We start from the raw sequence: 19,309 nt of genomic DNA on the forward strand, positions 1-19,309 counted from the left end.
GGTTGCATCTTGCAAGCAGAAATCCCGGAGCGATCACCTTGCCCCAGACTGGAAAATCCGGTTGCCCGATCAACCTGACGCTCGAACAGCTCGGCGACCGCTGGAGCCTGATCGTCATCCGCGACGTGATGTTTGGCAACCGGCGCAGTTTCGGCGACCTGCTGGCCCATAGCGAGGAAGGCATCGCTTCCAACATCCTGTCAGACCGCCTGAAGCGCCTCACCGCCGCAGGCCTCCTGTCACGCGTGCCCGATCCCGCCCACCGGCAAAAAGCGATCTACAGCCTGACCGAAGCCTCGATCCAGCTGGTTCCCCTGCTGGCCCAGATGGGCGCTTGGGGCCGGCGCCACACGCGCCCCAGCCGCGAGTTGTCGGTGCGCGCCGAACTGCTCGAGACAGGCGGCCCGCCGCTCTGGGCTGCCTTCATGGATGAACTGCGCCACCTGCACCTCGGTGCGAAGCGACCTGCCCGTTCGGTCTTTGCCGAGCTTCAGGCGGCCTACCAGAAGGCAATGGCGCGCAAGGCCCGGAAGGGCGGCGCCTGATGCCTTCTGCCCACACCGCAACGCGCGTTTGCCATCCGGCGCGGATGTTGCAAACTTTCGCGGTGAACCGGCGCGCCGATCAGGGCGTTATCTCCAAGGCGCTGCAGCGAACAAGGTAAACAGGAACTATGTCGATCCATCCGGTCATCATGTGCGGCGGCGCCGGCACGCGCCTCTGGCCCGTTTCGAACCAGTCCTGCCCGAAGCAATTCCACCGTCTGGTCTCGGACAAGTCCGTCTTCCAGGAAACCGTGCTGCGCTTTCATGGCCAGACCGGCTTCCATCCCGAACCGGTCATCATCGGCAACGCCGCCTTCGCGGAGCTGATCGAAGCCCAGCTCGCCGAGATCGGCGTCACCGCCTCCGCCATCCTGCTGGAGCCCGCCGGGCGCAACACCGCCGCCGTCGCCTCTGTCGCCGCGCGCTACCTCGCCGACAACCACGAAGGAAGCCTCGGCCTGCTCGTCCCGTCCGACCATTTCATCGGCCGGCCGGACGTCTTCGTGAATGCTGTGCGCGAAGCGGCCGACACCGCCGCAAACGGTCTCATCACCACGTTCGGCATCGCTCCGGACCGTCCGGAAACCGGCTTCGGCTACATCCAGTCCGGTGAACGCCTCGCCGGCCAGGTCCAGAAGATCGCCGCCTTCAAGGAAAAGCCGGACGCCGAAACCGCCGCGTCCTACCTCGCCTCAGGCCTCTACAGCTGGAACGCCGGCATCTTCCTGTTCAAGCCGGAAACCATGCTGACCGAGCTCGCCCGGTACGCCCCCGGCGTGCTCGAAGGCTCCGACCGTGCCCTCGGCCTCGCCCACATTTCCGGTGCCCGCCGCCTGCTTGATGCCGCCGCCTTCGCGGCCACACCTTCGATCTCCATCGACTATGCCGTCATGGAGCATACCGAACACGCCGCCGTGCTGGCCCCGCTGGACTGCGCCTGGAACGACATCGGCACCTGGTCGATGATCGGCGCGGTTTCCAGCCGCAAGAATTCGCCCGCTGCGCTGGAGATCGACTCGCCGGACTGTCTCGTCCACGCCGCCGAAGGCCAGCTGGTCGCCCTCGTCGGCGTCGAAGGCCTTGTCGTCGCGGTTGAAGGCAACCGCATCCTCATCACACGGAAGGACCGCGCCCAGGATGTCGGCGCAGTGGTCAAGGCGCTGAAGGATCTCGGCCTCAAGGACTACCTCTGATCCCCTGAAATTGCGCCTGAACACAGCCGCACAACTCTGGTAGACCTGTTGGCCATGAAGACCAGTCCGGCCTCATCCCGCGAAATCAAAGACGCGCTCGGCGGCGCGCGCGGCGTGTTCTGGCATGCCGCCGGCTTCAGCCTGTTCGTCAATGTGCTGATGCTGACCGGACCGCTCTACATGCTGCAGGTCTACGACCGCGTGCTCGCCTCGCAGTCCATCCCGACCCTGCTGGCGCTCACCCTCCTCGTGCTCGTTCTCTACGGCACGCTCGGCATTCTCGAATGGGCCCGCTCGGGCCTGTTCAGTGTCGCCGCCTCACGCTTTGAAGGCACGCTCAGCGAGCGCGCCGCCACCGCCGCGATGACGCTCAGCCTTGCCGACCCGGGCCGCGCATCGGACCGCCCGATCCGCGACCTTCGGCAGCTGCGCCGCTTCATCGGCGGCCCGGTGCCCGGCGCCCTGTTCGATGCGCCGTTCAGCCCGCTCTTCCTCGCCGTCCTGTTCATGCTGCATCCGCTGTTCGGTCTCTGGGCCCTGTTCGGCGCCGTCGTGCTGGTCGCGACCGCCGCACTCAACGAGCGCGTCTCGGCACGCCTGACGAAGGAGAGCGAGGACTTCGAGCGCGGCAGCTACCTGCGCTCGGCCGAAATGACCCGCAATGCAGAGGTTCTGAAAGCTCTCGGCATGGACGCCGCCGTCCGTGCCCGCTGGCAGCGCCTGTTCGATGGCGGCGACAGCGCGTTCTCGCGGTCGGGCCGCATCCTCACCGGCTTCACGTCGGGCACCAAGGCATTCCGCCTGTTCCTGCAATCAGCGATCCTCGGCATCGGCGCCTGGCTCGCCATCGCCGGCGAGTCGACGGCGGGCGCGATGGTGGCCGCCTCGATCCTGATGGGCCGGGCGATCGGCCCGCTCGAGCAGATCGTCGGCCAGTGGCGCGTGATTGCCTCTGCGCGCGAGAGCTGGTCGTCGCTGGGACAGGCACTTGCCGCCGCGCCCGCCAGCGCGCCCCAGATGCCGCTTCCGCCCATCCGCGGGGCGGTGCGGGTCGAGAACGCCTACGCCGGACCGCCAGGCAACACCGCACCGGTGCTCAAAGGGCTCAGCTTTGCGCTGGAGCCGGGCGAAGTGCTCGGCATCCTCGGCCCCAGCGCCGCCGGCAAATCCTCCCTCGCCCGCGTGCTCACCGGCGCCTGGCCGGTGCGCTCCGGGCATGTCCGCATCGACGGCGCCGACATCGCCAGCCTGCCAAGTGACACGCTCGGCCCGCAGATCGGCTACCTGCCCCAGCAAGCTGACCTCCTCGCAGGCAGCGTGCGCGACAATATCTGCCGCTTCCGCGACGACGCCGCGCCTGAAGCGATCATCGCCGCCGCTCAGGCCGCGGGCTGCCACGAGATGATCCTGCGCCTCGCGAGCGGCTACGACACCGACATCGGCCTCGGCGGCGCCTACCTCTCCGCCGGGCAGCGCCAGCGCATCGGCCTCGCCCGCGCGCTGTTCGGCAATCCGAACCTGATCATCCTCGACGAGCCGAATTCGAACCTCGACGGCCCCGGCGAGATCGCCCTGCAGGCCGCCATCGCCTCGGCCAAGGCGCGCAGCGCGACCGTCATCATCATCGCCCACCGGCCGAACGCGATCGTCCACTGCACCAAGCTGATGGTCATCGACGACGGCAAGGTGCGCGAGTTCGGCCCCGCCGACGAAGTGCTCGCCAAGGTGCTGCCGAAGACCGCCTCGAACGTCCGCACCATCCGCCCGGGGGAAGGCAGCCATGGCTGACGTCTCCCTGAGCGCCCCGCCGCCCGCCAGCCCGCGCGGCGCCCTGCTTCGCCAATACCTCGTCGTCGGCTGGGGCATCATCGCGCTCGTCTTCGGCGGCCTGATTGCCTGGTCCGTGTTCGCCCCCTTCGAAGGCGCCGTGCTGACTGCCGGCCAGATCTCGGTCGAGTCGAACCAGCAGGCCGTGCAGCACCTTGAAGGCGGCATCGTGCGCGAGATCTACGTGCGCGAAGCCGACGCCGTGACCGCCGGCCAGAAACTGCTCTCGCTCGACGCAACCTCCACATCCGCCTCCCTGCAGGCCCTCGAGGCCCGTCTCTATGGCCTGCTCGGCACCGAAGCGCGCCTCGTCGCCGAGCGCGACGGCACCGACACGCTCGTTCTGCGCGCCGGTTTCGAAGCCTTCGCCGACCGGCCCGACATGCAGGCCGTGCTCGCCTCTCAGAAATCACTGATGGGCGCACGCAGCGACAATCTCGGCACGCAGGGCACAATCCTCCGCCAACGGATCGACCAGCTGAACACCCGCATCGCCGGCATGCAGAACGAGATCAGCGCCAAGGACGACCAGATCGCTCTTGTCGACGACGAGATCAGCCGCTTCGAAACACTGATGGAGCGCGGCCAGGCTGTCATCACCCGCGTCCTTGCCCTGAAGCGAGACCGCGCCCGCCTGCAGGGCGAGAAGGATGCCCTGACCTCCGACATCGCGGCCACCCGCGTCCAGATCGGTGAAGCGCGCAGCGAGATCGCCCGGCTCGACCAGGGCAATACCGAAACCCTGCTGACCGAACTGCGCGACGTGCAGACCCAGATCAGCGAACTCGCCGAAGAACGCACCGCGCTGCTCGACCGGTCCGGCCGGCTCGACATCACCGCCCCGCGCGCCGGCCGCGTGCTTGGCATCCGCGCCCACACGGTCGGCGGCGTCATCCGCCCGTCCGAGCCGATCATGTACATCGTGCCGGAGAATGACCGCCTGATCGCCAAGGTGCGCATCAGCCCGGTCGACATCGACAAGATCAGCGTCGGCCAGACTGCGATCCTGCGCTTCAGCGCCTTCAACCAGGACGAAACGCCAAAATTCACGGGCTCGGTCATCAACGTCTCGGCGGACGCCTTTGCCGACGAGAACACCGGTGCGACCTTCTACGAAGCCATGGTCGAAATCCCCGACGACGCCCTCGCCTCATCGAAATTCCAGCTGGTGCCGGGCATGCCGGTCGAAGTCAGCCTGCGTACCGAGAGCCGCAACGTGCTCTCCTACCTCGTGAAGCCGCTGATGGACTCCGTCTCGCGCACCTTCCGCGAATAGCCGCACGCAAGCGCCCGCGCCCCACCTTCCAATCCCGGCCACGCGGCGTAAGGTGCCGCCGTCATCGCAGGCGCACGCCGCGCGGTGGGGAGGATAAGAAAAGGAAAATCAGATGCCGGCCATGTCCATGACACCCGAACAGGTCTCCACCTACATCGCCCAGGCGGGCCGCGAGGCCTGGATCGTCCCCGACGTGCCCGCCAGCACGCCGCGCCGCCCGATCCGCAAGGTCGGCGTCATCGGCGCCGGCACGATGGGCGGCGGCATCTCGATGAACTTTGCCAGCGTCGGCATCGCCGTCGTCATCCTCGAACAGAAGCAGGAAGCGCTCGACCGCGGCCTCGGCGTCGTGCGCGCCAACTACCAGCGCAGCGCCGACAATGGCCGATTCCCGCCCGAGGAAGTCGGCGAGCGCATGGCCCGCCTCACCGGTACGCTCGACATGAGCGCCTTCGCTGACTGCGACCTGATCATCGAAGCCGTGTTCGAGGACATGGACCTCAAGAAGCGCATCTTCGCCGACCTCGACCGCACCGCGAAACCCGGCGCCATCCTCGCCACCAACACCTCGGCCCTCAACATCGACGAGATCGCCGCCGCCACGAAACGCCCGGAAGACGTGATCGGCCTCCACTTCTTCTCGCCCGCCAACGTGATGAAGCTCTTGGAGATCGTGCGCGCTGACCACACCTCGAACGAGGTGATCGCCACCTGCATGGACCTTGCACGGACGATCAACAAGGTCGCCGTCCTCGTCGGCGTCTGCCCCGGCTTCGTCGGCAACCGCATCCTGTTCGCCCGCCAGGCGCAGGCGCAGAAGCTGGTCAACAAGGGTGTCATGCCCTGGGACGTGGACGCCGCACTCAACGCCTTCGGCTTCCGCATGGGCCCCTACCAGATGTCAGACCTCGCCGGCCTCGACATCGGCTGGAAGAAAGGCGCAAAAACCGCCAACCCGATCCGCGACGCCCTTTGCGAGCTCGACCGGCGCGGCCAGAAAACCGGCGCCGGCTATTACGACTATGACGAAAGCCGCCGCCCCGTCCCGTCGCCCGTAACCGCAAAGATCATCGCCGAGGTGACCGGCGTCGCGGCCGGCTCGGCCCCCGGCGCGGACGTCATCATTGCCGACTGCATTCACCCGATGATCAACGAAGGCCTCAAGATCCTCGAGGAACGCAAGGCGCAGCGCGCGTCCGACATCGATGTCGTCTGGCTTAATGGCTATGGCTGGCCGGCCGACAAGGGCGGCCCGATGCTCTACGGCGACATGGTCGGCGCCGAAGCCGTCCTCGCCACCCTGGAACGTCTGGGCAAGGAGGATGAGCGTTTCGCGCCGTCCGCCACGCTGAAGCGTCTCGCAAAGGACGGTGGCCGCTTCATCGACGTGCAGCCCGGCGCATGAGCGAGGCCGCCCAGCCTTTCGCTGGCGAGTATGACTATGTGATCGTCGGCGCAGGCTCGGCCGGCTGCGTCGTCGCGAACCGTCTGTCGGCCGACCCGTCGCGGCGCGTCCTGCTGCTCGAGGCGGGCGGGCGCGACAACTGGATCTGGTTCCACGTGCCGGTGGGCTACCTGTTTGCCATCGGCAATCCGCGCTCGGACTGGATGTTCTCGACCACGCCGCAACCCGGCCTGCACGGGCGCGTCCTGGCCTATCCGCGCGGCAAGGTGCTCGGCGGCTCCTCCGCCATCAACGCCATGATCAGCATGCGCGGACAGGCCGAAGATTACGACGCCTGGGAAAGCCTTGGCCTGCCGGGCTGGGGCTGGCGCGACGTGCTGCCGGTCTTCCGTGAGATCGAAGATCACTTTCTGGGCGACAGCGAACACCACGGCACCGGCGGCAACTGGCGCGTCGAGCCACCCCGCGTCAGCTGGCCGATCCTCGATGCGGTACGCGATGCCGCCGGCGAGCTCGGCATTCCGTCCACGAATGATTTCAATACTGGTAACAATGAAGGCGCCGGCTATTTCCATGTGAACCAGAAGGCTGGCCGGCGCTGGTCCGCTGCGCGCGGCTTTCTCGGCCCGGCCCGGAGGCGCCCGAACCTGCGCATCGAGACCGGCTGCCTCGCCGACCGGATCGAATTCGACGGCCGCCGCGCCGCCGCCCTGGCATTCCGCCAACATGGGCGCCCGTTCCGCGTCTCCGCCCGCGCCGGGATCATCCTGTGCGCCGGCGCCATCGGCAGCCCGCAGATCCTGCAGCGCTCCGGCCTCGGCCCGGCCTCTGTTCTCGTGGATGGCGGCATCGACCCGTCGTCCGACGCGCCCGGCGTCGGCGCGAACCTGCAGGACCATCTCCAGCAGCGCGCGATCTACAAGGTCAGCGGTGCACAGACCCTCAACCAGTCCTACCATTCGCCCATCGGCCTTGCCGGCATGGGGCTCGACTACGCGGTCCGCCGCCGCGGGCCGCTCACCATGGCGCCGTCGCAGCTCGGCATCTTCACGCGGTCGGATGACACGCAGAACAGGCCCAACATCCAGTTCCACGTCCAGCCGCTCTCGCTCGACAGGTTTGGCGAGCCGCTGCACCGTTTCCCCGCCATCACTGTCGCCGCCTGCAACCTGCGCCCGACGTCGCGCGGCTCGGTTCGCATCACGTCCGCCGACCCGGCAGCGCCGCCGGTCATCGACCCAAACTATCTGTCCACGGAAGAAGACCGCGCCGTCGCCGCCGATGCCATCCGCGTCACCCGCCGTCTGATGCAGCAGCCCGCCCTTGCGCGCTTCCGGCCGGAGGAATTCGTGCCCGGCAAGGCCTCCGAAGGCCGCGAACTCGCCGATCTCGCCGGAGACATCGGCACCACCATCTTCCACCCGGTCGGCACCGCAAAAATGGGTCCGGCCTCCGATCCGATGGCCGTCGTCGACGAAGCCCTGCGCGTGCGCGGCCTGGACGGCTTGCGCGTCGTCGATGCCTCGGTGATGCCGACCATCACCTCCGGCAACACCAACACCCCCACCATCATGATCGCCGCAAAAGCCGCAGCCGCCATCCCCTGACCGGACGGCGCGCTTGATTGCGCCCGCCGCCACTGCGGCGCATAATCCCCACAAAACAAGTACGACCGGGAGGATCAAATGGCTGACTTGCTGGCGCTGTCGCGCAGCGTGATCGACGAGGGCAAGGGCGTGGCCGAGACCGGGCCGCTCAACCGGATCACCCACGAGCTGTCCGAAATCGGCGACGGCGTCGCGATGGTCGAAGCCTTCTCGCACTCGGTCGTCTTCCGCACGGATGACGGGCTCGTCGCCTTCGACACGTCAAACGAGAATGGCGGCGGGAAGGCCGTCAAAGCCATTCGCGGCTGGTCGCCCGACCCCTTCCACACGATCGTCTACACGCATGGCCATATCGACCATGTCGGCGGCTGCGGCGCCTATGTCCACGACTGCGAAGCCTGCCGCGCGCCGGCGCCTCGCATCGTCGGGCATGAGAATGTCCAGAAGCGCTTCGAGCGCTACAACCTGACGAACGGTTACAACAAGGTCATCAACGAACGCCAGTTCGGCCAGTTCAAGCGGCGCGGCTATGACCTCGCCGGCGAGGCCCGGTTCCTGCCGGCCTCGACGCCCACGCCGGACACGATCTACCGCGACGCACTCACGCTCGATGTCGGCGGCCTCGACATCCACCTGCACCACGCCAAGGGCGAGACCGACGACCATACCTGGGCCTGGATCCCGAAGCACAAGGCGATCTGCGCCGGCGACTTCTTCATCTGGAACTTCCCGAATGCCGGCAACCCGCAGAAGGCTCAGCGCTATCCGCGCGAATGGGCGGCCGCCCTGCGCGACATGGCTGGCAAAGGCGCCGAGCTGTTCCTGCCCGCACACGGCCTGCCAATCGGCGGCAAGGCACGTATCAGGTCGGTGCTGACGGAAGTCGCCGACGTGCTCGACAAGCTCGTCAACGACACGCTCGCCCTGATGAACGAAGGCGCCCGCCTCAACGATATCGTGCACACTGTGAAGGTCGATCCCGCCGTGCTGCAGAAGCCCTACCTGCGCCCCGCCTATGACGAGCCGGAATTCATCGTGCGCAACATCTGGCGCCTGTACGGCGGCTGGTACGACGGCAACCCGGCCAACCTGAAACCGGCACGCGACCAGGACCTCGCCGCAGAAATGGCCCGCCTCGCCGGCGGCGCCCTGTCACTGGCAAAGCGCGCCGCTGATCTTTGCGACACGGACCTGCGCCTGGCCTGCCACCTCGCCGAAATGGCCGCCCTCGCCGATCCGGACAATGCCGCCGTCCACGCCTACCGCGCCGATGTCTTCCAGAAGCGGCGCGACAGCGAGACCTCGCTGATGGCCAAAGGCATCTTCGGTTCGGCCGCGAATGCCTCGCGGGCGAAGGCGCCGGATTGAAAGTCCGGCGGCGCTGGTCCACAGCTTGGCCGGATGTTCGCGACCCCGCCATGACCGTCCGCCGCGCCGCCTGGTTTGCGCTCGGCATCCTCGCCCTCGGCCTCGGCGCCCTGGGCGTGGTGCTGCCGCTGCTGCCGACCACGCCGTTCGTGCTGCTTGCCGCCTACGCGTTCGCGCGCTCCTCGAAGCGCTGGCACGACTGGCTGATGAAACACCGCCTGTTCGGTCCCCTGATCCGCAACTGGCAGGCCTACGGCGCCATCGGCCGGCGCGCCAAGATCTCGGCGATGGCGGCGCTCGCGGTCGTGGTCGTCATCTCGGTCGCGCTGCGCGTGCCGTTGCCCTGGCTCGCCGTCCAGCTTGTGGCGCTCGCGGCGGTCGCGGCATTCATTCTCTCGCGGCCCTCGCCGCCGGACAGGACACCCGGCGATTGACACGCCCGGAAGCCGCATGGCTTGCTGGCCGGTGCAGCGCGGGAGGAATGGCGTGAACAGACTGAATCCGCACTGGGTGCTCGCCCGGACCCCGCCGGGCGGCTGGCCGGTGGACGAGGACTTCGCCTGGCGCGAAACACCCGCGCCGTCGCCCGGTCCCGGCCAGTTCCTCACGCGCACGATCTATCTTTCGCTCGACCCCTACCAATGGGGCCGCCGCCGCCGCGGCGTCGAAGCGCCGGGCGAGGTCTGCCACGGCCGCACCGTCTCGCAGGTCGTCGAAAGCCGTGCGCCCGGATGGCAGGAAGGCGACTACCTGTTCAACACAAACGGCTGGCAGAGCTATGGCCTCACGGGCGAGGGCATCGGCGCTTTCGGCTACATGTTCCCGCGCAAGCTCGATCCCTCTGCCGCCCCGCTCTCCACCGCCGTCGGCCTGCTCGGCATGCTGGGCCTCACCGCCTGGAGCGGCCTCTATGTGCAATGCGATCTGAAGGCCGGCGAAACCGTCGTTGTCTCAGCCGCTTCGGGCGGCGTCGGCCAGATCGTCGGCCAGCTGGCAAAGCTGCGCGGCTGCCGCGTCGTGGGTGTCGCGGGCCGCGCCGAGAAGTGCGACTATGTCGTGCGCGAACTCGGCTTCGACGCCTGCGTCTCGCACCTCGCGCCTGACTTCCGGGACCAGCTCGCCGCCGCCTGCCCGGACGGGATCGACGTCTACTTCGAAAATGTCGGCGGCGCCGTCTACGAAGCCGTCCTGCCGCTGCTCAACACCGGCGCGCGCATTACGCTCTGCGGCCTCGCCTCGCAGTATGGCGCCACCGAAGGCGACATCATCGAAGCCTGGAAAGCCGCCGGTGCGGCCACCTTCGCCCGGCAGTCCGTAGGCGTACATTCGCTGTTCGTCGGCAACTTCGTCGATAGCCATCAGGACCGCTTCTTCGCCGAAATGGCCGGCCTCCTGCGCGACGGCCGCATCCACTACCGCGAAGACATCTGGGACGGCCTGCCCTCGACCCCAAAAGCCTTCCGCGCCATGCTCGCCGGCGACACATTCGGCAAGACCCTTGTAAGAGTGTCGCCGGAAGCAGTGACGTGAAGATCATGCCGCGAACAGATTGTTCGCAGACGGAGCGATCCTACTCCTTCGGCCGCTTGTAGCGCGGCGGGCCGCCGGGGCCGATTTTGCCAGCATACGGATTTTTGCCCTGGCGCACGAACAGGCGGATCGGCACGCCGTGCATGTCGAAGGCCTCGCGCACGCCGTTGATCAGATAGCGCTTGTAGCCTTCCGGCATTTGGTCGCCGCGCGAGGCGATCAGCACGAAGGTCGGCGGCCGCGCCTTCATCTGCGCCATGTAGCGCGGCTTGATGCGCTTGCCCTGCACGCTCGGCGGCGGGTGGTGCTCGACCGTGTGGCGCAGCCAGCGGTTGAGGTCGCCGGTCTTCACCTTGGCGGTCCAGTCCTTGTAGACCTTCACCACCGCTGGCATCAGCCGGTCGACGTGCCGTCCGGTCAGGCCGGACAGGAACACGACCGGCGCGCCGCCGCCATTCGGCACGAGGCGGTTGGCCATGTCGCGGATGTGGCGCGCCGCGCCGTCCTGGTCCTCGACTGAGTCCCATTTCGACATCACGAGCACGAGGCCGCGCCCTTCGCGCAGGCACAGATCGGCGATCTGCAGGTCCTGCTTCTCGAGCGCGTCATGCGCGTCCATGACGAGCGCAACAATGTCCGCATATTTCAGTGAACGGATGGTTTCCGCCGTCGACATGCGCTCCAGCTTTTCCTGCACGCGCGACTTGCGGCGCAGGCCTGCCGTGTCGACGAGGCGGATCTGGCGGCCTTCCCATTCCCAGTCGATGGTGATGGAGTCGCGGGTGATGCCGGCTTCCGGCCCCGTCAGCAGGCGGTCGGATTTCAGGAGCTGGTTGATCAGGGTCGACTTGCCGGCATTCGGACGCCCGACGATGGCCAGCCGGATCGGACGCGGCACGGCCGGCTCTTCCTCAGGCGTGTCGACATCGGCGGCCTCGATGGCAGCGACGAGGTCGTCGTCCGACAGGGTCTCGTCGTCGATATCGATATGCGCGAGTTTCTCGAGGATGTCGTCGCCGGCTCCGGCGGCATAATTCGGCTCGGCCTCTTCCAGCGCCCGCTCGAAGGCTTCCGGCCCGAGCGCGTTGCGGATGGCTTCATAGAGTTCGGCAAAGCCTTCGCCGTGCTCGGCCGACAGGCCCACCGGTTCGCCGAGGCCGAGACGGAAGGCGTCGAACACGCCCGCCTCGCCCTGCTTGCCTTCCGCCTTGTTGGCGGCCAGCACCACCGGCATGTTCGCCTTGCGCAGCAGCGCGGCGAAGGTCTCGTCCTCCGGCGTCACACCGATGCGGGCATCGATCAGGAACAGGGCGACATCGGCCTCGGCAATCGCCGCCTCGGTCTGCGCCCGCATCCGCGCCTCAAGGCTGTCATCGCGCACATTGTCGAACCCGGCCGTGTCGATCAGCAGCAGCGGCAGGCCGGCGAGCCAGCCCTCCGCCATCTTGCGGTCACGGGTCACGCCCGGCTGGTCGTCGACCAGCGCGAGCTTCTTGCCGGCCAGCCGGTTGAACAGGGTGGACTTGCCGACGTTGGGGCGTCCGACAATGGCGAGCTTCAATGGCAAGGCCTCAGCCCTCCTGGATAATCAGAGGGCTGTAGCGGATTTCCGGCGCTGGCCCTAGTCGATGGCGATCAATTTGGCGTCGTCGGTGAGGACATAGAGCCGTCCCTGCGCCGCAATCGGCTCGATATACACGGTATCCTTCAGCTTCAAAGAGCCCGTCTGCGTGCCGTCGGCCGGTGAGAAGGCCAGCACTTCGCCGCGCGAGGAGACGAGGACGACGCGGCCGGAGGCCACGATCGGGCTGGAATAGCTGATCCGCTTCTTCTTGTCCTTCTCGTCCTGGAAGGTGCGCAGCTGGGTCACCCAGTAGGCTTCGCCGGTGGCCGCATCGAGGCAGGCAAGCTCGTTGCCGGTGCCGATGACGAACAGGAACCGCCCGGCGAGCGCCGGGGCGCGGGTCGAGCCGACCGGCTGGGTCCAGACGCGGGCGCCGCTGCGGCCATCGATGGCCACGCTGGTGCCGGACTGGCTGGACGCGAACACGAGGCCTGCGCCGAGCACCGGGCGAGAGCCGATATCGTTGATCTCGGAGATCGGCGTGAACCGGCCGGCCTGGGTCAGCGCGTCCGTCCACAGGCGGCGGCCGTTGGCGGCGAGGTAGGCGATGATCTCGCCCGAGGAGAACGGCGCGATGACGAAGTCCTCGACCGCCGCGACGCTGGAGCTGCCGAGCACGCGGGCGGATTCGGAAATCGCCTGGTCGGTCCAGACAGTCTCGCCGGTGGAGAGTTCGATGCTGAAGACTTCATTGTTGTTGGAGGTGACGAAGATGCGGTCGTCGTCGATGGTCGGCGAACCAGTCATCGGGCCGCCCAGTTCGCGGCGCCATTTTTCGGCGCCCGAGGCGGCGTCATAGGCGGCTACGAAGCCGTAGCCGCTGGCGACGACGAGCGTGTCGCCGGCCAGTGCGAGGCCGCCGCCGATGGCGGACTTGTCACGCTTGGAGGCGCCCTTGAGGCGTTTCGACCAGGCCTGCGAGCCGTTGTCGAGGCGCGAGGCGCGCACGGTCTGGGTGGAGTCGAGGGTGAAGATCAGGCTGTTGCTGGCGACCGGCGGGGTTGTCAGCGCGCTCTTCTTGGACGAGCCCTTGCCGACCGAGCGGCGCCAGGCGACGTCCATTTCCGGGGCGGCGATGATGTGGCCGACCGCCTTGGTCGGCGCGCCGCCGGCTTCAGGCCAGCTGTCGATGGCCTTGGCTTCCGGCAGCTCGATCGCGACCCCGGTCAGCGTCGGGCTCGGCGCGATGCGCTCGTCATCGAGCACCATCGTGATCCGGCCGGCTTTCTCTTCCGCCGCGGCTTCAGCTTTCTTTTCGCTGCCGAAGCTCGGCAGCGAGCTGCAGGCGTTGAGCACCAGCAGCGACGCGAGCGCGGTCGCGGCGATGGCCGTTCTGGAAATTGTCATTGACCGTTCTCCGGCGGCGTCGGTTGAGCCGCATCTGCTGGCGCCTCGGTGGGCGCGGTTGTTTCGGGGTTCGCCGCTTCCGGCGCAACCGGCAAGGCATCAAGCGCGATCTCGGCGCGCTGCACCACGCCGGGCGGGGCGGCGGCGTCAAACTTCAGGCGGGTGAACTCGGCGCGGGCGCGGGCGATGTCGCCGTCGGCGTAGGCCTTGGCGGCGACCAGTTCGCGGGCCAGCGCGCCAAGGGCGCTGTCTTCCGAGTTGAGGGCGCCGAGCGTCGTTTCGAGTTCGGACATGCTGAGCGTGTCGGCCCGCAGGTAGGCAGCCTTCAGGAGGGCAAGCCGCTCATAGGGGCCGCCTTCGGTGCCGCCGAACGCAGCCAGCGTATCTGCGGCGGCGGCCGGGTCGCCCATGCCTTCGATCTGGGTCCGTGCCAGGTAATGGGCGGCGAGCGGCGCCAGTTTCGAGCCGCTGTCGACGATGCCCTTGAATGCGGCCTGGGCCTCTTCATAATTGCCGTCCTCGAGCGCCTTGACCGCGTTCTCGAGTTCCTGCGCCCGGGCGGCGCGGGCGGAAGCGGCCTGCGGTTTCAGGATGAACTCGTTGATCGCCACGGACGCGATCAGCACGCCGATGGCGCCGTAGATGAACGGGCGCCACTTGATCCACCAGCTCGCCAGCTTTTCCTGGCGGACGCCTTCATCGACTTCGGTAAAAATGTCGGACAATCGGGGCTCCGGCGGGCAAGGGTCATGGATTCGGCGCGAACCTAGACGCCGCAGGGGCCGCCTGCAACGGATCAGCGCTGTTAGGCCTCAGGTTTTCGCAGGCTGTAGGTCTCCGCCTTGCCCGGGAAGGTGCGGGCGCGCACGTCGGCGGCATAGGCGGCGGCGGCCTCGTTGATCGCCTTGCTGAGATCGGCGTAGCGGCGCACGAATTTTGGCGTCCAGTCGAACAGGCCGAGCATGTCATGGGTGACGAGGATCTGCCCGTCGCAGGCGGCCGAGGCGCCGATCCCGATGGTCGGGCAGCTGACTTCGGCGGTGATTTCAGCCGCGAGGTCCTCCGCCACGCCTTCGATGACCAGGGCGAAAGCCCCCGCCTCGGCAGTGGCGCGGGCTTCGGCGATCACCCGGTCGCGCTCGGCATGGGTGCGGCCCTTGGCGCGGAAGCCGCCATCGACGTTGATCGCCTGCGGGCGCAGGCCGATATGGCCCATCACCGGAACGCCCCGTTCCACAAGGTGGGCGATCTGGCCGGCGGCATAGGTGCCGCTCTCGATCTTGATCGCCTGGCAGCCGGTTTCCTTCATGATGCGGGCGGCGTTCAGAAAGGCGGAGTCATTGTTCGTCTCGTAGGAGCCGAACGGCATGTCGACGACGACGAGCGCTTTCTCGCTGCCGCGCATCACTGCCTGCCCGTGCAGGATCATCATCTCCATGGTCACGCCGACGGTCGATGGCAGGCCGTGAACGACCATGCCGACGCTGTCGCCGACCAGCAGGAGGTCGGCGTGGTCATCGAGGATCGCGGCGGTCGGCGCGTCATAGGCGGTCAGGCAGACCAGCGGCACGGCGCCCTTGGCGGCCGTGATGTCCTTGACGGTCTTGCGGGCGGTCTTGGTTTGCTTTGACATGCCGCAGCGATTAGCCCGCCCCGGCGCGGGTCGCAAGGAAAGAGCAGGGTTAACGCTGATGCACCACAAGCTGATCCGCTGGAGCCTCGCCTATGGCGGCGGCGCGTTCGTGATCGGCTTCCTGTTCGGCGCCCTGCGCGAGCTGGTCCTGATCCCGGCCTTCGGCGCGCGATGGGGTCACCTCGCCGAGTTCCCGCTGGTCGCGGGCAGCGTTGCCCTGCTCGGCATCCTGATCGCCCGGAGAGCCAGCCCGCCGCCGCTGGCAATCGGCTTCGGCGGCGCGCTCGTGTTGGTCCTGCTGGAGAGCACGCTGGCCGTCGGCCTCCTCGGCGTGCCGGTGGCCGACTATCTCCGTCAGTACGACCTGACCCGGGGCGAGCTGTTTCCGCTCGGCCTGCTGGTGATGGTGCTGGCGCCGCTGCTCGGACGGCGGCGCTAGCGCGTCAGCGACCGGTGACGGTCACCCCGAACAGGATCGGGTGGAGGTAGTGGGCGATGGCGACATAGGCGATCAGGCCGACCACAACGGCGATCCCGTCATTGAGCGGCTTGGCGACCACATCCGGGCCCGGCCCGTTGTCGCCCCGGCGCTTGACCATGATCCGGTCGAGCACGGCGTAGGCAAGGAAGCTGCCGAACAGGATGACCGAGTTCAGCTCGCCGTTCGCCAGCAGGTGGCCGAAGGCCCAGAGCTTCACCGCCAGCAACATCGGATGCTTGGCGGCCTTCTTGATATAGCCAGCCGGAATCTGTGAGGCGACGAGCAGGATGAGCGCCGGGACCATCAGGGCGTAATTGACGTGGCGGCCCCAGTCCGGCGCGGCGTAGACGTAACCGGCGCCGCGGGTTGCGCCGTAGCCCATGCAGATGAGCACGAAGCCGGCGATCGAGACGAGGCTGTAGAGGCCCATGTAGGGCCCCGCGCCCAGCTTCGCCTTGATATCCTTGCCGGGCTCCCGGCTGCGGAAGGCGCTGAACAGGTGCGCCCCGAAAAAGATCACGAGTCCCAGGATCAGATAGGTCATGTGGTTGCCTCCCCGGCATTTTGCGCGAGGCTAGCGCGATTGCAGGCCGGGCGGAAGCGGGCGCGCAAGCACGTGCGGCCGGACGCGGGGGTGAGCCGGCCGGTTTGGGGGTGCAAGTTGCAGTGTTCGTGTCTTCCCGGCGAAAGCCGGGATCCAGCGAGGGCTTGCGCGAGGACTGGGTCCCGGCTTTCGCCGGGATGACACGGGTGGGATGTGTGGATTTTGGGCCGGGCGATGAGCCCGCTCTATCCTTCGACTTCGCTCAGGATGAGCTTCTCGAGGTGGGCCTGAGCTAAGATGTGTCGAGAAGGATGAGACTGCCTGAATTCTTGCCGGGGCGATCGCAGTGCGATCGCTGGTCACGGCAAGCCCCCGCATAGCGGAGGAGGGTGGCGGCAGCGAGCGCCTCAATGTCGAGACAGGCCGGAACGGCAGACTCCCACGAGGGGTCCGTCAGGGGACGGAAGGTTCGCTGTGGGGGCTTGTAGGCGTTCGGGTCTGGCTTGGCGACGACACAGTGGATGTCGACGAAGCCCCATTCGTTGACCGAATAGAGCGCGTTGCCGATTCCGTGTGCTTTGAACCAGCGCATCAGCCGGTTGAGTTCCCACCAGAGGATCAGCCAGCACAGCGGATGCACATGCGCGAAGAAGGGCGCGAAGTGCGGGTGGCTGCGGAGGCGGGCGATGGAGTACATGCCACGCAGTATAACTCCGCGTGCGGAGGGGTGGCGTAAGTTTTGGCGAACTATTTTACAAGCGCTTGGCGCGGCTTGTTATTTTGTTTTCCGGAAGGGGCAAAAGCGTTGCGTAAGTGCCCCTACTCCGCCTGCTCGAAGATTTCGCCATTGGCGTTGGCCGTGCGGGCGCTGCCGGCGGCGCTGGCGAAAGCCTGCGACATGCCGCGATAGAAGGCGATGCGGTCCTCCGCAGCCGGATCAAGCACGAGCGTCGTGCCAGCGCCGAAGATGGGTGAGGGTTTCAGGCCCTCGTGGGCCATTTCCATGAGGTCGGACCAGATATCGGCCGGCAGGCCGCCGCCGGTGACCTTGCGCATCGGGCTGTCATCGTCGTTGCCAACCCAGACGCCGCCGACATATTGCGAGGTGAAGCCGATGAACCAGGCGTCGCGCCAGTCCTGGCTGGTGCCGGTCTTGCCGGCGACCGTCCAGTTGCCAAAGCGCGCATTGTGGCCGGTGCCGAAGGAGGCATTGACGACGCGCGTCAGCATGGCGTTCATGTCGGCGGCATAATCCTCCGCATACACACGTTCGCCCGGCGTGTCCGGCTGTTCGAACAGGATATGGCCGCGCGTGTCGGTGACCTTGCTGATCAGGTAGGGCTCCATCCGGCGCCCGCCGGACTGGAAGACGCCATACGCGCCGGTGATTTCCCACAGCGAGACTTCCTGGCTGCCGAGGGCGAGCGACGGGAAGGCCTGCAGCTCGCTCTTGATGCCGAAGCGCCTGGCGATTTCGGCGACGCGGGCGGGGTTCGACTCGTTGCCGAGTTCGGCGGCGATGGTGTTGGTGGACCGGGTCAGCGCCTCGCTGAGCGTCATCGGGCCGATATATTCGCCGTTGTAATTGGTCGGCTTCCACTTGCCGATGCTGATCGGCCGGTCGTTGAACACGTCATAGGGCGAGTAGCCGTCTTCCATCGCGAGGGCATAGACGAACGGCTTGAAGCTGGAGCCCGGCTGGCGCTTCGCCTGCGTGACGCGGTTGAACGGCGAGGTCTTGTAGTCGGCGCCGCCGGTGAGGGCGACGACGCGGCCGTCGCGGCCGAGGATCAGGGCGGCGGCCTGCGTCGCCTTCAGCGCGGGGCCGTCTTTGGCGAGGCGTTCGGAAACGCGCTTTTCGACGCGCGATTGCAGCTTGGGGTCGATGGTGAGGGTGACAACGGCGTCGCCCGGCACGCGCGGCAGGATCGCGGCGAGTTTCTCGGTGGCGACATCCAGAACATAGCCGAGTTCGGCGTCATAGACCGGCGGCGCGATGATGTTGATCTCGGCCTCCAGCGCGGCGGCTTCCTCCTGCTTGCTGATGAACTTCATCGAGCGCATTTCCCTCAGCACGTATTGCTGGCGGTCTTTTGCGCCTTCGAGGTTTTCGCGCAGGTTGAGCTTTGACGGCGCCTTGGGCAGCGCGGCGAGCAGCGCGGCTTCGGCAATCGTCATCTTCTCGGGCGGCTTGCCGAAATAGTAGCGCGACGCTGCATCGATACCGTAGAGGCCCGAGCCGAAATACACCCGGTTGAGATACATCGACAGGATCTCGTCCTTGGTCATCCGCTTCTCGAGCTGGCGGGCGAGCGTGATTTCCTGCGCCTTGCGCGACATCGTCTGGCGGCTGTCGAGGATCAGGTTCTTGACCAGCTGCTGGGTGATGGTGGACGCGCCGGAGACGGTTTCGCCGGCCGCGGCGTTGGAGATGGCGGCGCGGGCGATGGCGGCCTCGTCGGCGCCGTCATGTTCGTAGAAGCGCTTGTCCTCGGCGGCGATGAAGGCCTGCGGGATGTGGCGCGGCAGGCCGGCGACGGCGATGGCGCGGCCGTAGCGCGGGCCCTTGACCGCGAGCGTGTTGCCGTCCCGGTCGACGAACTCGATGGCCGGTTCACGGTTGAGGTTCCACATCTCGGCGATGTCAGAGGGCAGCTTCGGCATGCCGGCGTGCAGGCTGTGCCACTTCCAGCCGGCCCAGAGGCCGCCGACCAGCACGGCGAGGAAGACTGCGCCGATGGCATACTGGACCCAGGCGCTGCGGCCCTGCATGACGGCGGGCACAGGGATCCGGATGACCCGGGGCAGCTTCGGAGGGGTCGGGAAATGGTTGGTCATCTTTGGCCGGGCATTCTCGGGAAATCTGGCTGAACCAGCCGTGAAAGCGCCAGCCTAACTGTAAGAAGATTACGGCCATGTGAAGGCACCG

Annotated in this window: 17 protein-coding genes; 10 read left to right on the plus strand and 7 right to left on the minus strand. The window is 67.3% G+C overall.

Annotation, left to right across the window (positions count from 1 at the left end):
• Window positions 1-38: 38 nt before the first annotated feature.
• The 9 genes from IPK75_00330 (at window position 39) to IPK75_00370 (ending at window position 10,751) form a co-directional block, all read left to right on the plus strand.
• A complete protein-coding gene (locus tag IPK75_00330; protein MBK8196782.1) occupies window positions 39-545 on the plus strand; it encodes a helix-turn-helix transcriptional regulator in 507 nt (168 codons plus the stop codon).
• 128 nt (window positions 546-673) lie between these two features.
• Window positions 674-1,738 (plus strand): mannose-1-phosphate guanyltransferase, encoded by a 1,065-nt coding sequence (locus IPK75_00335; protein ID MBK8196783.1) that lies wholly within the window; start codon window positions 674-676, stop codon window positions 1,736-1,738.
• Window positions 1,739-1,792: 54 nt separating this feature from the next.
• Entirely contained in the window at window positions 1,793-3,526 is a 1,734-nt protein-coding gene (locus IPK75_00340; protein MBK8196784.1) for a type I secretion system permease/ATPase, read from the plus strand.
• Window positions 3,519-4,841 (plus strand): HlyD family type I secretion periplasmic adaptor subunit, encoded by a 1,323-nt coding sequence (locus IPK75_00345; protein ID MBK8196785.1) that lies wholly within the window; start codon window positions 3,519-3,521, stop codon window positions 4,839-4,841. Before IPK75_00340 ends, IPK75_00345 begins: the two co-directional genes overlap by 8 nt.
• 121 nt (window positions 4,842-4,962) lie before the next feature.
• Entirely contained in the window at window positions 4,963-6,246 is a 1,284-nt protein-coding gene (locus tag IPK75_00350; GenBank protein ID MBK8196786.1) for a 3-hydroxyacyl-CoA dehydrogenase, read from the plus strand.
• A complete protein-coding gene (locus IPK75_00355; protein ID MBK8196787.1) occupies window positions 6,243-7,853 on the plus strand; it encodes a GMC family oxidoreductase N-terminal domain-containing protein in 1,611 nt (536 codons plus the stop codon). Before IPK75_00350 ends, IPK75_00355 begins: the two co-directional genes overlap by 4 nt.
• 78 nt (window positions 7,854-7,931) lie before the next feature.
• Window positions 7,932-9,221, plus strand: coding sequence for an MBL fold metallo-hydrolase (locus IPK75_00360; protein MBK8196788.1), 1,290 nt, complete (start codon window positions 7,932-7,934; stop codon window positions 9,219-9,221).
• Window positions 9,222-9,271: 50 nt separating this feature from the next.
• Window positions 9,272-9,655: a YbaN family protein gene (locus tag IPK75_00365; GenBank protein MBK8196789.1), complete on the plus strand. Its 384-nt coding sequence runs from the start codon at window positions 9,272-9,274 to the stop codon at window positions 9,653-9,655.
• 16 nt (window positions 9,656-9,671) lie between these two features.
• Window positions 9,672-10,751 carry an NADP-dependent oxidoreductase gene (locus tag IPK75_00370; GenBank protein MBK8196790.1) on the plus strand — a complete coding sequence of 360 codons (1,080 nt, stop codon included), beginning with the start codon at window positions 9,672-9,674 and terminating at the stop codon, window positions 10,749-10,751.
• Window positions 10,752-10,791: 40 nt separating this feature from the next.
• Here IPK75_00370 and der read toward each other — a convergent pair whose 3' ends face one another.
• The 4 genes from der to panB form a co-directional block, all read right to left on the minus strand.
• The gene (gene der, locus IPK75_00375) at window positions 10,792-12,318 is read right to left on the minus strand and encodes a ribosome biogenesis GTPase Der (protein MBK8196791.1); all 1,527 of its coding nucleotides are present in this window, start codon (window positions 12,316-12,318) and stop codon (window positions 10,792-10,794) included.
• 54 nt (window positions 12,319-12,372) lie between these two features.
• Window positions 12,373-13,722, minus strand: a complete 1,350-nt coding sequence (locus IPK75_00380) for a PQQ-binding-like beta-propeller repeat protein (GenBank protein MBK8196792.1) — start codon at window positions 13,720-13,722, stop codon at window positions 12,373-12,375.
• Window positions 13,719-14,447 (minus strand): hypothetical protein, encoded by a 729-nt coding sequence (locus IPK75_00385; GenBank protein MBK8196793.1) that lies wholly within the window; start codon window positions 14,445-14,447, stop codon window positions 13,719-13,721. Before IPK75_00385 ends, IPK75_00380 begins: the two co-directional genes overlap by 4 nt.
• An 80-nt stretch (window positions 14,448-14,527) precedes the next feature.
• Window positions 14,528-15,355 (minus strand): 3-methyl-2-oxobutanoate hydroxymethyltransferase, encoded by an 828-nt coding sequence (gene panB, locus IPK75_00390; protein MBK8196794.1) that lies wholly within the window; start codon window positions 15,353-15,355, stop codon window positions 14,528-14,530.
• 58 nt (window positions 15,356-15,413) lie between these two features.
• Between panB and IPK75_00395 the strand changes: the two genes are divergently transcribed.
• Entirely contained in the window at window positions 15,414-15,794 is a 381-nt protein-coding gene (locus IPK75_00395) for a hypothetical protein (protein MBK8196795.1), read from the plus strand.
• A 4-nt stretch (window positions 15,795-15,798) separates the two neighbouring features.
• Here the strand turns inward: IPK75_00395 and IPK75_00400 are convergent, their stop codons facing one another.
• The 3 genes from IPK75_00400 to IPK75_00410 form a co-directional block, all read right to left on the minus strand.
• Complete coding sequence (locus IPK75_00400) at window positions 15,799-16,380, minus strand: NnrU family protein (GenBank protein ID MBK8196796.1); 582 nt, start codon at window positions 16,378-16,380, stop codon at window positions 15,799-15,801.
• Between the two features lie 292 nt (window positions 16,381-16,672).
• Window positions 16,673-17,077 (minus strand): hypothetical protein, encoded by a 405-nt coding sequence (locus IPK75_00405; protein MBK8196797.1) that lies wholly within the window; start codon window positions 17,075-17,077, stop codon window positions 16,673-16,675.
• Between the two features lie 122 nt (window positions 17,078-17,199).
• Window positions 17,200-19,218 carry a PBP1A family penicillin-binding protein gene (locus tag IPK75_00410; GenBank protein MBK8196798.1) on the minus strand — a complete coding sequence of 673 codons (2,019 nt, stop codon included), beginning with the start codon at window positions 19,216-19,218 and terminating at the stop codon, window positions 17,200-17,202.
• Between the last annotated feature and the right edge of the window lie 91 nt (window positions 19,219-19,309).

Source organism: Acidobacteriota bacterium (assembly GCA_016712445.1).
GTDB lineage: Bacteria > Pseudomonadota > Alphaproteobacteria > Caulobacterales > Hyphomonadaceae > Hyphomonas.

Excerpts from the sequence above, each read along its gene's own strand:
- IPK75_00335 (MBK8196783.1), top strand. The coding sequence starts at position 674 with ATGTCGATCCATCCGGTCATCATGTGCGGCGGCGCCGGCACGCGCCTC.
- IPK75_00340 (MBK8196784.1), top strand. The coding sequence starts at position 1,793 with ATGAAGACCAGTCCGGCCTCATCCCGCGAAATCAAAGACGCGCTCGGC.
- IPK75_00345 (MBK8196785.1), top strand. The coding sequence starts at position 3,519 with ATGGCTGACGTCTCCCTGAGCGCCCCGCCGCCCGCCAGCCCGCGCGGC.
- IPK75_00350 (MBK8196786.1), top strand. The coding sequence starts at position 4,963 with ATGTCCATGACACCCGAACAGGTCTCCACCTACATCGCCCAGGCGGGC.
- IPK75_00355 (MBK8196787.1), top strand. The coding sequence starts at position 6,243 with ATGAGCGAGGCCGCCCAGCCTTTCGCTGGCGAGTATGACTATGTGATC.
- IPK75_00360 (MBK8196788.1), top strand. The coding sequence starts at position 7,932 with ATGGCTGACTTGCTGGCGCTGTCGCGCAGCGTGATCGACGAGGGCAAG.
- IPK75_00365 (MBK8196789.1), top strand. The coding sequence starts at position 9,272 with ATGACCGTCCGCCGCGCCGCCTGGTTTGCGCTCGGCATCCTCGCCCTC.
- IPK75_00370 (MBK8196790.1), top strand. The coding sequence starts at position 9,672 with ATGGCTTGCTGGCCGGTGCAGCGCGGGAGGAATGGCGTGAACAGACTG.
- IPK75_00380 (MBK8196792.1), bottom strand. The coding sequence starts at position 13,722 with ATGACAATTTCCAGAACGGCCATCGCCGCGACCGCGCTCGCGTCGCTG.
- panB (MBK8196794.1), bottom strand. The coding sequence starts at position 15,355 with ATGTCAAAGCAAACCAAGACCGCCCGCAAGACCGTCAAGGACATCACG.
- IPK75_00395 (MBK8196795.1), top strand. The coding sequence starts at position 15,414 with ATGCACCACAAGCTGATCCGCTGGAGCCTCGCCTATGGCGGCGGCGCG.
- IPK75_00400 (MBK8196796.1), bottom strand. The coding sequence starts at position 16,380 with ATGACCTATCTGATCCTGGGACTCGTGATCTTTTTCGGGGCGCACCTG.
- IPK75_00405 (MBK8196797.1), bottom strand. The coding sequence starts at position 17,077 with ATGTACTCCATCGCCCGCCTCCGCAGCCACCCGCACTTCGCGCCCTTC.
- IPK75_00410 (MBK8196798.1), bottom strand. The coding sequence starts at position 19,218 with ATGACCAACCATTTCCCGACCCCTCCGAAGCTGCCCCGGGTCATCCGG.